General features: G+C 59.5%; 13 protein-coding genes. 11 read left to right on the top strand and 2 right to left on the bottom strand.

Annotation, left to right across the window (positions count from 1 at the left end; translation table 11 throughout):
• The first annotated feature begins 30 nt into the window (after positions 1–30).
• The 4 genes from GOW48_RS11165 to GOW48_RS11180 all read left to right on the top strand — a co-directional run bounded on the left by GOW48_RS11165 (position 31) and on the right by GOW48_RS11180 (position 4,948).
• Positions 31–2,256: a primosomal protein N' gene (locus tag GOW48_RS11165; RefSeq protein ID WP_174821878.1), complete on the top strand. Its 2,226-nt coding sequence runs from the start codon at positions 31–33 to the stop codon at positions 2,254–2,256.
• Between the two features lie 73 nt (positions 2,257–2,329).
• On the top strand, positions 2,330–3,562 hold the full coding sequence (locus tag GOW48_RS11170) for an MFS transporter (protein ID WP_170753713.1): 1,233 nt from the start codon (positions 2,330–2,332) through the stop codon (positions 3,560–3,562).
• Between the two features lie 64 nt (positions 3,563–3,626).
• Positions 3,627–4,499, top strand: coding sequence for a 50S ribosomal protein L11 methyltransferase (locus GOW48_RS11175; protein ID WP_170753715.1), 873 nt, complete (start codon positions 3,627–3,629; stop codon positions 4,497–4,499).
• Positions 4,466–4,948 (top strand): hypothetical protein, encoded by a 483-nt coding sequence (locus tag GOW48_RS11180; RefSeq protein WP_234899449.1) that lies wholly within the window; start codon positions 4,466–4,468, stop codon positions 4,946–4,948. Before GOW48_RS11175 ends, GOW48_RS11180 begins: the two co-directional genes overlap by 34 nt.
• A 106-nt stretch (positions 4,949–5,054) precedes the next feature.
• Here GOW48_RS11180 and GOW48_RS11185 read toward each other — a convergent pair whose 3' ends face one another.
• A complete protein-coding gene (locus GOW48_RS11185; RefSeq protein WP_170753718.1) occupies positions 5,055–5,267 on the bottom strand; it encodes a DUF1127 domain-containing protein in 213 nt (70 codons plus the stop codon).
• 333 nt (positions 5,268–5,600) lie between these two features.
• Here GOW48_RS11185 and ruvC point away from each other — a divergent pair, with 333 nt between their 5' ends.
• The 4 genes from ruvC to GOW48_RS11205 are packed head-to-tail and all read left to right on the top strand — an operon-like array spanning position 5,601 to position 8,481.
• Positions 5,601–6,098 carry a crossover junction endodeoxyribonuclease RuvC gene (gene ruvC / locus GOW48_RS11190; RefSeq protein WP_170354909.1) on the top strand — a complete coding sequence of 166 codons (498 nt, stop codon included), beginning with the start codon at positions 5,601–5,603 and terminating at the stop codon, positions 6,096–6,098.
• Positions 6,095–6,772: a Holliday junction branch migration protein RuvA gene (gene ruvA / locus GOW48_RS11195; protein WP_170753720.1), complete on the top strand. Its 678-nt coding sequence runs from the start codon at positions 6,095–6,097 to the stop codon at positions 6,770–6,772. Before ruvC ends, ruvA begins: the two co-directional genes overlap by 4 nt.
• Before the next feature lie 4 nt (positions 6,773–6,776).
• Positions 6,777–7,796 (top strand): Holliday junction branch migration DNA helicase RuvB, encoded by a 1,020-nt coding sequence (ruvB, locus tag GOW48_RS11200; RefSeq protein ID WP_170354911.1) that lies wholly within the window; start codon positions 6,777–6,779, stop codon positions 7,794–7,796.
• Between the two features lie 31 nt (positions 7,797–7,827).
• On the top strand, positions 7,828–8,481 hold the full coding sequence (locus GOW48_RS11205; protein WP_174821879.1) for a hypothetical protein: 654 nt from the start codon (positions 7,828–7,830) through the stop codon (positions 8,479–8,481).
• A gap of 8 nt (positions 8,482–8,489) precedes the next feature.
• Here GOW48_RS11205 and GOW48_RS11210 read toward each other — a convergent pair whose 3' ends face one another.
• Positions 8,490–10,184, bottom strand: a complete 1,695-nt coding sequence (locus GOW48_RS11210; RefSeq protein WP_170753722.1) for a SulP family inorganic anion transporter — start codon at positions 10,182–10,184, stop codon at positions 8,490–8,492.
• Between the two features lie 191 nt (positions 10,185–10,375).
• Here GOW48_RS11210 and ybgC point away from each other — a divergent pair, with 191 nt between their 5' ends.
• From ybgC to tolR, 3 genes are all read left to right on the top strand, one after another.
• The gene (gene ybgC / locus GOW48_RS11215; RefSeq protein WP_170753724.1) at positions 10,376–10,783 is read left to right on the top strand and encodes a tol-pal system-associated acyl-CoA thioesterase; all 408 of its coding nucleotides are present in this window, start codon (positions 10,376–10,378) and stop codon (positions 10,781–10,783) included.
• A gap of 111 nt (positions 10,784–10,894) precedes the next feature.
• Positions 10,895–11,590, top strand: coding sequence for a protein TolQ (tolQ, locus tag GOW48_RS11220; protein ID WP_170354913.1), 696 nt, complete (start codon positions 10,895–10,897; stop codon positions 11,588–11,590).
• Between the two features lies 1 nt (position 11,591).
• A complete protein-coding gene (tolR, locus tag GOW48_RS11225) occupies positions 11,592–12,068 on the top strand; it encodes a protein TolR (RefSeq protein ID WP_170753725.1) in 477 nt (158 codons plus the stop codon).
• Positions 12,069–12,072 lie beyond the last annotated feature (4 nt).

A 12,072-nucleotide genomic window follows, 5' to 3' on the forward strand; every position in this document is an offset into this window, starting at 1 on the left:
GTCGCGGATGGCTTTACCCCAATAACACCGATGCTGAAACCCCCGACCCGAGGAGATGCGGTGAGCGCGCAGGAGTATTTCGACCAGGGTGAGCTGGTGGCTGTGCTGACCACACAGCCCTTGGACCGGACGCTGGACTATAAAGCGCCCGAGGGCGGGTGTTTTCTGGGCGCGTTTGTCGAGGTGCCGCTGGGCCCGCGCAAGGTACTGGGTGTGGTTTGGGGGCCGGGGCAGGGCGGTTTTGATCTGGCCAAGGCGCGATCCGTGATCCGGGTGCTTGAAGTCGCGCCGATGCGGGAAGAGATGCGGCTGTTTCTTGGGAAAGTGGCCGATTACACGCTGACGCCGATGCCTGCGATGCTGCGGCTGGCAACCCGCGCGCCGGGGTTGGGCGATCCGCCGTCGATGCGAAAAATCTATCGTTTGGGGGATGCCGAACCCGACCGTATGACCGACGCGCGGACCCGTGTGCTTGAGGTCCTGCGCGACTATGGCGGGTTGGCGTTCACGTTGAAGGAACTGGCCGAGCAGGCGGGGGTGACGTCCTCGGTCGTCAAGGGCTTGGTCAAGCAAGGCGCAGTGCGCGAGGAAGACAGCCCACGTGATTTGCCCTATCCGCGACTGGACCCAGACTTGCCGGGCAAGACGCTGACCGGGGATCAGGCCGACGCTGTCGCGCGCTTGCAGGCCGGGCAACGGTCCGGCGACTATGGCACGACACTACTGAAGGGCGTCACCGGCTCGGGCAAGACCGAGGTTTACCTAGAGGCCGTCGCCGAAGCCCTGCGCATGGGGCGGCAGGCGCTGGTTCTGTTGCCCGAGATCGCCCTGACCGCCGAATTCCTGACGCGGGTCGAGGCGCGGTTTGGTGCGCGGCCTGCTGAATGGCACTCGGGTGCCACCATGACCGAACGCCGCCGGGTCTGGCGCATGGTCGGGCAGGGGGAAGCGCAACTGGTGGTCGGTGCGCGTTCGGCGCTGTTTCTTCCGTTTCGCGATCTGGGGCTGGTGGTGGTCGATGAGGAACACGACACCTCTTATAAACAGGAAGACGGGGTGCACTACAGCGCGCGGGATATGGCGGTGCTGCGGGCCTCGATCTGCGGGGGACGCGTGATTCTGGCCAGCGCGACGCCATCGCTGGAAAGCTGGGCCAATGCCGAGGCCGGAAAATATGAGCGGCTGGACCTGACCTCGCGCTTTGGGGCGGCAGTGCTGCCGGAGATGAAGCCCATCGACATGCGGACCGAGCAGATGCAGCCGGGGACGTGGATTTCGCCGTCGCTGCGGCAGGCAGTGCGGCAACGGATCGAACGCAGGGAACAGTCACTGCTTTTCATCAACCGCCGTGGCTATGCGCCGGTGACGCTTTGCCGGGCGTGCGGTGAACAGATCGCCTGTGATCATTGCGACGCGCGGATGGTTGAGCACCGGTTCCTGAAACGCCTGATGTGCCACCAATGCGGTGAGACCAAGCCGATGCCCGACACCTGCCCGTCCTGCGGGGTCGAAGGCAAGCTGGCCCCGGTCGGCCCCGGGATCGAACGGCTGGCCGAAGAGGCGGAGGCGACCTTCCCCGAGGCCAAGATCGCAATGCTGAGTTCCGATCTGTTCGGCTCGGCCCGCGCTTTGAAGGCCAAGATCGAAGAAATTGCCGAGGGCGACGCGGATATTGTCATCGGTACGCAGCTGGTGGCCAAGGGGCACAACTTTCCAAAGCTGACTTTGGTAGGAGTGATTGATGCCGACCTGTCGCTGCACGGGGCCGACCTGCGGGCAGCGGAGCGCACATTCCAGCTTATGCGGCAGGTTGCAGGCCGGGCGGGACGGGCGGATAAGCCGGGGCAGGCGCTGTTGCAGACGTTTCAACCTGAACACCCGGTGATCCGCGCCATTCTGTCAGGCGATGAAGAAGGGTTCTGGAAGGCCGAGGCCGCCGGGCGTCAGGCCGCAGGCGTCCCGCCCTATGGGCGCATGGCCGGGATCGTGCTGTCCGGGCCCGAGGTCGGTCCGGTTTTCGACATCGGCAACGCGATGGCACGCAACGATGCGCCGCTACGCGCCATAGATGCCCAAGTCTTCGGACCTGCGCCCGCGCCAATAGCACGAATACGCGGGCGGCACCGTGTACGCCTGCTGGTCAAAGCCCCCAAAGGCGCGCCGATTCAGGATGCTATCGCCCGCTGGATTGCGCCCCTGCGTCTGAAGGGCGATATCCGCCTGACCGTCGATATCGACCCGCAGAGTTTTTACTGAGCTCTGCACCGGTGCAGACCGCCTGTGCGTCTGCCCCCTCGCCAAACCGAAAAAATGAGCGTAGAGCGGTGTCATGCTGAAACCCATGCCGCTCTCTGATGCGCAGAGCCTTCCGTTCTGGCGCCGTCCCATAACGCTCTTGTTCATGATGGCGTTGATGATGCCCATTGCGTTCAACGCGTGGAGCGCGCTGCTGAACAATTTCGTCATCGAAGTGGCGAATTTCGACGGAGCGGATATTGGTCTGCTGCACACCGTTCGCGAAATTCCGGGCTTTCTGGCCGTTGGTGTGATTGCGGTGATCATCTTTATCCGCGAGCAAGTGCTGGCGATGATCTCGCTAATGATGCTGGGCGTTGCGACGGCGATCACGGCGTGGTTCCCCAGCCTTGGCGGGCTGCTGTTTGTGACCTTGTTCAGCTCGATCGGGTTTCACTATTACGAGACGGTAAACCAGTCGCTGCAGCTGCAATGGTTGCCCAAGGATCGCGCACCGCAGGTGTTGGGCTGGCTGGTGGCCATGGGTTCAGCGGCGACGGCAGTGGTTTACGGTTTGATCGTGCTGACATGGGACCGGTTCGATCTGTCCTATAACCTCGTGTTCATGGCGGCAGGCGGCGTGACGGCCCTGTTGGCGCTGTTCTGCCTGCTGGCTTACCCGCAATTCGATGCGCCGACGCCGCAGACCAAGAAACTGATCCTGCGCAAACGCTATTGGCTGTATTACGCCCTGCAATTCATGGCCGGTGCCCGGCGGCAGATCTTTGTCGTCTTCGCAGGCTTCATGATGGTCGAGAAATTTGGGTTCGAGGTGCATGAGCTGACCAGCCTGTATCTGATCAATCTGGTGATCAACATGGCCGCCGCTCCGATGCTGGGCAAAGCCGTGTCCGTGTTCGGCGAGCGCCGCACGCTGATCTTTGAATATGCCGGTCTGGCCATCGTGTTCGCGGCCTATGGCGGCATCTATTGGTTTGGCTGGGGCGTGGTGCTGGCCGCGATCCTTTACGTGATCGACCACGTGCTGTTCGCGCTGGCATTGGCGCTGAAAACCTATTTCCAGAAAATCGCCGACCCTGCCGATATCGCACCAACCGCAGCCGTGGCGTTCACGATCAACCACATTGCCGCTGTATTCTTGCCTGCGTTGCTGGGTTTGCTGTGGGTGGTCTCGCCCGGCGCGGTGTTTACGCTGGCGGCAGCGATGGCGATGATCTCGCTGGCCTTGTCGTTGCTGATCCCGCGCCACCCCGAGCCGGGCAATGAAACCATCCTGTCAAAATACGCCCCGGCCCCTGCGGAATAAGCCAGCGCTTGACCTTGCCTGCCCGGCGGCCTAGGCGCAGGGGAAACCCAAACAGGAGGCCCCCATGCCCACATTCACCGCGCTGACCACTCTGATGGGCAAGAAAGCCGCCGAAGGCTTGGGCGAAGCAATGGAGCGTCTGGAACCGGAACCCACCGGCGTTGGTGTGTTCGAGGTCGAGGATGGCTCGGGCCTGTGGGAAGTTGGTGGCTATTTCACCGAAACCCCGGATGAAACCGCGCTGGCCGTTCTGGCCGCCGCATTCGAGGCCAAGCCCTTTGTTGTCTCGGAACTGCCCGAAACCGATTGGGTCGCTCATGTGCGCCGCGAACTCGCCCCGGTCGAGGCCGGGCGGTTCTTTGTCTATGGCAGCCACGACGCGGACAAACTGCCCGAAGGCCGCATCCCTTTGCTGATCGAGGCCGCGATGGCTTTTGGCACCGGGCACCACGGGACGACGCTGGGGTGCCTCAAGGCGCTGGATCATCTGCTGAATGAGGGGGTCGAGGCGACGAAGGTGGCCGATATCGGCTGCGGCACCGCTGTTCTGGCCATGGCCGCAGCGCGGGTATGGCGGGGTGATATCATCGCCAGCGATATTGACCAGGTGGCCGTCGATGTGGCCGAGGCGAACTTGAAAGCCAATGGCATGGCCGGACAGGTGCAGTGTGTCGAGGCGGCGGGGTTCGACCATCCCGACCTGAAAGCGCATGCGCCCTACGATCTGATTTTTGCCAACATCCTGAAAGGCCCTCTAGTCGCGTTGGCACCCGAGATCGGGGCGAATCTGAACGCTGGCGGGTATGCGATTCTATCTGGAATTCTGAACGAACAGGCCGATGATGTGGTCTCGGTTTATTCTCAAAACGAGTTCAATCTCACCCAAAGATCCCAGATTGGCGAGTGGACGACGCTAATCTTAAGCAAACAGGGCTAAATTCGGGCCATTTACAGGAGTTTTGTGGATTCCTGCCACTTTTTTGGCGCAATCTCTTTTTACCGTTCAAGCATGGATATCGGGGGCGGTTTGTGGAGGCTGCCATGACTGGAAAACAACTGGAATTTGATCAGCGCATTCATCGCCTGAACAAAAAGCACGCAAAACTCAGCCGAGGCTATCGCGCGACGATGCGCAAAGATGGTCTTGTCGTTATGAGGCCGCAGCGTGTTCAGTCGGCTGTGCCGTTCAAAGTTCTTGTGATGGCTTTTTTGGGCTTTGTCGCATTCAAAACTTTCTTGCTTACGAGCTTAGGTTCTGGCGGGTATCAGTATCGCGTGGACAGCCTTGCCGAAGGCACTCAGGTCGAAAAAGCTGGTGCGTGGATCATGCAGATTGATCCGCTTTCTTCGTTTCTCTCAACTCAGGTCGCCAAATATTTGCCCTGAGTTTCGTCTGCTCTGACGAAAAACGCCGCGCATAGATGAATGCGCGGCGTTCTTCTTTGCCCCCGAGGGAGAAAGGGGCTTGTGAGTGGTGGGGGTATGCTAATCCCTACCGGCGGCCTTCTGCCACGACGTCGATGTCGCCCCGGCACAGACCGATATCTTCCAGTTCGCGATCTGTCAGACCGCTCAGCGCATTACGGGTCATGCGGGCGTCATTCCATTCGATAACGGCGTTTGCGGCCGATGCAAAAATTCCGCCGATACGGCCAGCAGGGCCGAATGAGCCAGTGGTGGCGCGGGTGGTATCCAGTGCAGCCATATCCTGTTTCCTTCTGGTTAGAGTTCCATGAGTGTCATTCGATTTGACGGGCATTTAGGGATGTCGTTCTGACACTGCAAGTGATGAAAACGCATGTGTCCTATGCGTTTTTTGCAAGTCTCGGAATTTGTGAAAACCCCTTAATATTATGGCCATTTTACGGTCATAAAACATGTCGAAAACAGGCTTTCCGCTGTCGTAAATTGACTGATTTGTCGGTGGCGAAACAAGTCTGTCGTTTTTAGCCCGCCCGTCAATTCGCTTGGAAAATGTTCACGCTTCGTGCTAACCCGTAAGAAAGATCACAAAAACCCGAGCAGGCTGGGGCACAACATGCGGATTTTGGGCATTGATCCGGGGCTACGAACCCTGGGATGGGGCGTCATCGAATCGCATGGCAGCCGCCTGAGCCATGTGGCCAACGGGCTGTGCAAATCGGATGGGGATGATTTGGGTGAGCGGCTGTTGTCTCTGCACAACCAGATTGTCGAGGTGATCGCCGAACACGCACCCGATCAAGCCGCGATCGAGCAGACTTTCGTGAACAAGGATGGCGCTGGAACGCTGAAACTGGGTCAGGCGCGCGGGGTTGCCCTGCTTACTCTGGCGCAGGCGGGGTTGCCAGTAGGGGAATACGCGCCGAACCGGGTTAAGAAAACGGTGGTAGGTGTCGGGCACGCCGAGAAAGAGCAGGTCTTGCACATGGTAAAGCTGCAGCTGCCCGGGTGTCAGCCCAAAGGCGCGGATGCGGCAGATGCGCTAGCGATTGCGATCTGTCATTCCTATTACGGCACAGCGCCGCAGGCGCGGATGAAAGAGGTGCGGGCATGATCGGAAAACTCACAGGGAGGCTGGATTACCGCGCGGCAGATCACATCCTGATCGACGTGCGCGGGGTTGGGTACATCGTCTATTGCTCGGACCGGACCATGGCGGCCTTGCCGGGTGTGGGTGAGGCGGTCTCGATCTATACGGACATGGTCGTGCGCGAAGACCTGATGCAATTGTATGGGTTCTTGTCTTTGGTCGAAAAGGAATGGCATCGGCTGCTGTGTTCCGTTCAGGGCGTGGGGGCTAAAGTGTCTTTGGCAATCTTATCGGCGCTAGGCCCGGATGGCGTCAGCCGCGCGATTGCCTTGGGCGATTGGGGCGCGGTCAAGGCGGCCAAGGGCGTGGGGCCGAAGACGGCGCAGCGCATCGTTCTGGATCTGAAAGACAAAGCGCCGGGTGTGATGGCCATGGGCGGCACTGTGACCGAAGCGATGGATGGCCCTGCGCTGGAAACGGTCGAATTGGTTGAGCCCACGCCTGCGCCGAAACGCGCGGCGAAACCAGCCTCGGGCAATGCGGCGGCCTCGGCGGGTGCATTGTCGGCGCTGTCCAATCTGGGGTACGGCCCGTCCGAGGCGGCCTCGGCCGTGGCCGAAGCGGCCGCCAGCCTGCCGGATGTGGGCGAGGCCGAGTTGATCCGGGCGGCGTTGAAACTGCTGGCTCCGAAAGGCTGAATGAATGACTGACGCCGATCCAACCCTGCGCCCTGACCCTTTGCCCGAGGACAACGATCGCGCCCTGCGTCCTCAGGGATTGGATGAATTCATCGGTCAGGCTGAAGCACGCGCCAATCTGCGCATCTTCATCCAATCGGCCCGTCAGCGGGGCGAGGCGATGGACCATACGCTGTTTCATGGCCCTCCGGGCCTTGGCAAGACGACGCTGGCACAGATCATGGCGCGCGAGCTGGGGGTGAATTTCCGCATGACCTCTGGCCCGGTGCTGGCCAAGGCGGGTGATCTGGCGGCGATCCTGACCAATCTGGAGTCACGCGACGTTCTATTTATCGACGAAATCCACCGCCTGAATCCCGCCGTCGAAGAGGTTCTGTACCCGGCGATGGAGGATTTTGAGCTGGATCTGGTGATCGGTGAAGGCCCCGCCGCTCGGACCGTTCGGATTGAGTTGCAGCCCTTTACTCTGGTCGGAGCGACCACGCGAATGGGTCTGCTGACCACGCCCTTGCGTGACCGCTTTGGCATCCCGACAAGGCTGCAATTCTACACGGTCGATGAACTGCACGAGATTGTCACCCGTAATGCTCGCAAGCTGGGCGCCCCAGCAGATGACGCAGGCGCGCGTGAAATCGCGCGCCGGTCGCGCGGCACGCCGCGCATCGCGGGGCGGTTGCTGCGTCGGGTGGTGGACTTCGCCATCGTCGAAGGCGACGGGCGGATCACGCAGGAACTGGCCGACGGCGCGCTGACCCGTTTGGGCGTGGACAATCTGGGGCTGGACGGTGCGGATCGGCGCTATCTCAAGCTAATTGCCGAAAATTACGCTGGGGGACCGGTGGGGATCGAAACGCTCTCGGCGGCGCTGTCGGAAAGTCGGGACTCGCTGGAAGAGGTGATCGAGCCCTATTTGCTGCAACAAGGGCTGATCCAGCGCACACCGCGCGGGCGGATGCTGGCGCAAAAGGCGTGGACGCATTTGGGTATGGCCGCGCCCAAGGGGCAAAGCGATCTGTTTGGTTGAAGCCTGAGACCAGAACTTTTATGGGTGCGCCATGGCAACCACCCAGTGTCGAGGATTGCGTGTGACCCCTGAAGACATACAAACACTGTTCACCCGCGAAAGCGGAGAGTTCCTGTTCGCCCGCTGGGGGCGCCCAATCGTCCCGATCGTTTTTGGGGTGCAGGACGATACGCTCGCCACCGTCAAAGGCGCGTTTGAGGCGGTTGTAACCTTGGCCGGGCACAAGATGGCCGAAACCGACCCCGAGTTGGGCGCAAACTGCATGGTCTTCTTTTTCCGCGACTGGAAGGAGTTGCTGGAGGTTCCCGATCTGGACCGCCTCATCCCCGACCTTGCGCCTTTGGTGGATCGACTGATCTCGGCAGATGCCAATCAATACCGCGTTTTCCGGTTCGAAGAGGATGGTGCAATTCGGGCGGCGTTTGTCTTTCTGCGCATGGACAATGAGCTGTCGAAAGTTCCGGCTGAAACCCTGGCGCTTAGCCAGGTGGTGCAGACAATACTGCTTTGGTCTGACACCGCTTTTCGGGCGCAATCACCGTTGGCTGTGGCTGGTGAAACAACAGTGTTGCGCCCCGATGTCGCCGCGTTGATCCGGGCCGCTTACGACCCCGTGTTGCCAGGGGCAACGCAAGATTCTGCACATGCTTTACGATTGTTCGCGCGTCTGCAAGCAAGCCACTAGGTCGAACCTCAGGGGATTTTGCTGTGGAACGCTGACAGCAATGCGGTCTCGTCGGTGAAAAAGGCTTCCTCTCCCACCAGATCGGTGACGCCGTACCTGTCCAGTTCCGCGCGCACCTTTGGTGAGACAAGCAAGAACACCAACCGAATGCCCTGTGCGTCCAGCACCCGGTCCATGTCGCGCAACGTGAAACCGGCGGAGAAGTCCACGTCATCTACGGCCGATGCTTCAAGGCAGAACCAGCGTATATCGTTTTGTGGGTCCGACGTGATCGCCCGGATCTCATCTGCAAGCCGTTGCGTGTTGGCATAATACAGGCTGTGGGAAAAACGATAGATCACCAGTCCGGGGTCAAACTGGTTGGGGCGCTCGATGGATTTGGCGCGCCAGCCTTCGCCTGTTTCATTGCGCACGAACACGGTGTTTCTGGGGTGATAGCCGCGTCGCGTATGGTCGATCAGGGATAGGGCCATCGCCAGAATGATCCCTTGTTCGACTCCAACTAGCACCACAACTGCAGCGGTTGCCACTGCGATCCAGAATTCGGACCGTGCCTGGCGATAGATCGCAATCAGACCCTTTACGTCGATCAGTTTGAGTCCGATCAGAAACACGATTGCAGACAGGGCGGCGTTAGGCAGATACGCCAGTGGACCGGTCAGGAACAGAATGACAATAAGCACGATCAGCACGGTGGTCAGCTGCGCAATCTGACTGCGACCACCCGCGCTTGCGACCATTTCGGTTTTTGTGGGGCTGCCGTTAACCACAAAAGTCCCGCTGAACGCAGCGCCAATATTGGCCAGACTCAACCCGATCAAATCAGTGTTTTCGTTGAAGCGCTCTTCATACCGGGCAGCGTACGCGCGCGAGGTTGCTGCGCTTTGTGCCAGGATGACAACAAAGATCGAAATGGCCGTCGGCAGCAATTGTTTGAACAGGTTCCAGCTCCAGTCGACATTTGGAATGGACAAGGAGGGCAAACCGCTGGGAACAGGGCCAAGCACTGCAATTCCTGATGCGCTGAGTTGGAACGCCCAACTGCACAGGATGACGCCGATAATGGCGATCAAAGGCCCCGGAATTTTGTTCGACAAGCGTTTGCAGCCGACGACGATGACTAAAACAGCAGCGGATACCAGTAGCGTACCGGAACTGATCTGATCAATCTGTTGCACGGCATCTGCCAGCTTTGCGATTGTGCCATGTCCGGAAGTCTCGATCCCCAATAAGCCGGGGAGTTCACCGCACGCGACCTGGATACCGACGCCGGTAAGGAATCCAACAAGCACCGTTCTGGACAAGAAATCCGCAAGAAAACCTAAGCCGATAACTCGGGCAACTATCAGCAATACCCCGGCCATCAACGCCAGGAGTGAGGCAAGGGCCAGATATTCGTTGGATCCCGAAACCGCCATGCCCGCCAGCGCCGAAGCCGTAATTGCCGCCGTCGCTGAATCTGCGCCCACGACCAAATGCCGCGAAGATCCGAAGATTGCGAACAGCGCCATCGGTATAAGGATAGTGTACAGGCCAGTCACGATCGGAGTGCCTGCGATTTTGGTGTATCCCATCACCTCAGGGATCGCGAGGCAGGCAAAAGTCAGCCCTGCCAGAACCTCGGCCGGCAGTCTGGGCAGGTTCAGCGGCAGAATGCCCTGAAAAATCGGTAGCGCCCTGTTTTCTCGGCCTTTACCTGCCACGTTGCCCCCTATGCAATGTCGGTTTCTTGAGTGAGAGTGTATCGGGAGGAGCGTTGGAATACGAGCATCTGTACCTGATCACGAAAATTAACAGGTCTTGGGGATTGCAGGTGGCACGGCGGACATGCATCTGTTTGGAGTGGGGGATGCCCCGTTTGTTCAGAAGTCCTTATGTGGCCGGAATTCAGATCATGACCCAAGATTCAGACGCGTTGAAAAAGCACATTTTCCCGATCCGGGTTTATTATGAAGACACCGATATGGGCGGCGTGGTCTACCACGCGAACTATCTGAAATACATCGAACGTGCCCGGTCAGACTATGTACGCAATATTGGTAACGACCAGAACGCGATGCGGGATGCTGGCATCGTCTGGGTCGTGCGAAAAATCGAAGCTGAATACCTGGCCACAGCCAAATTCGATGATGAACTGCAGATCGAAACCTGGATCACGGCACTTTCGGGTGCCAGATTAACGATGGCACAGCGCGTGACGCGAGGGGAAACCGAGGTATTCACTGCCTCGGTCACGGCAGTTTGCATGAATGGGCAGGGCAAACCGGTGCGTCTTCCGGCAGAGATTCGCGCATTGATGTAACAATTTTGACCGCCCGGGTGGTTCTGTTGGCTTTTCATACCCAACTGCGTTAGCGTTCATCAAAACAAGGCCAAAGAAACGGCCGTCAGGCAAAAACTAAAGAGCAGGTTCATGGAAGCTGAAACGCTGGCGCTGGCGCAGGAGATCGACTTCTCCATGTGGGGGCTGTATGCCCGCGCGACCTTTATCGTCAAACTGGTGATGCTGATGCTGATCGGTGCGTCGGTTTGGTCTTGGGGTATTATCATTCAGAAAATCATCAACTATCGGGCCGCCCGGCGCGAGGCGCAGGTGTTTGATGAGGCGTTCTGGTCCGGAAACCCCCTGGATGAGTTGTTCGAGCAGATCGGCACACAGCCTGACGGCAGTTCGGAAAAGATTTTCGCCTCGGGTATGATCGAGTGGCGTCGCTCGCATCGTACAGATGGCGGGTTGATCGCCGGCGCAACGGCCCGGATCGACCGATCGATGGATGTGGCCATCGCGAAAGAGGCTGAGACTCTGCAAAAGGGTTTGCCTGTCTTGGCAACGGTAGGTTCGACCGCACCCTTTATCGGCCTGTTCGGAACTGTTTGGGGCATCATGAACGCCTTTATCGAGATTGCCGAACAACAAAACACCAATCTGGCGGTTGTGGCCCCCGGTATCGCCGAGGCTTTGCTGGCGACCGGTCTGGGCCTGTTAGCCGCGATACCGGCGGTGATTTTCTACAACAAACTCAGCGCGGACAGTGATCGGATCGTGGGTGGCTACGAGGCGTTTGCCGACGAGTTCGCCACCATCCTGTCGCGCCAGTTGGACAGCTAAGTTGGGTGCGGCGGTTCAGCAAAGCTCGGGCGGGAATGGGCGCAGACGCGGACGGCGTCGCGGTCGTGCACAGCCCATGGCCGAGATTAACGTGACCCCGTTTGTGGACGTCATGCTGGTGCTGCTGATCATCTTCATGGTGGCCGCACCTTTGTTGACGGTCGGGGTGCCGGTGGATCTGCCCAAGACCGCGGCAAGCGCATTGCCCGGTGACAACGAAGAACCCTTGACCGTGACGCTGACCGCTGATGGGCAAGTGCAGATCCAGACTACTGACATTCAGCGTGAAGAATTGATTGGCAGATTGCGCGCCATCGCGTCCGAGCGCAGCAGTGACCGCGTGTTCTTGCGGGCGGATGGCTCGATCCCTTATGCGCAGGTGATGCAGGTAATGGGTGCGTTGAATGCGGGCGGGTTTTCCAATGTCGGGCTTGTGACTGACACCGGCGGCCCGACGCTTGACGAAGGTGGAGAGTGAGGCG

This window comes from Ruegeria lacuscaerulensis, from assembly GCF_013033355.1.
GTDB classification, from domain to species: Bacteria; Pseudomonadota; Alphaproteobacteria; order Rhodobacterales; family Rhodobacteraceae; genus Ruegeria; species Ruegeria lacuscaerulensis_A.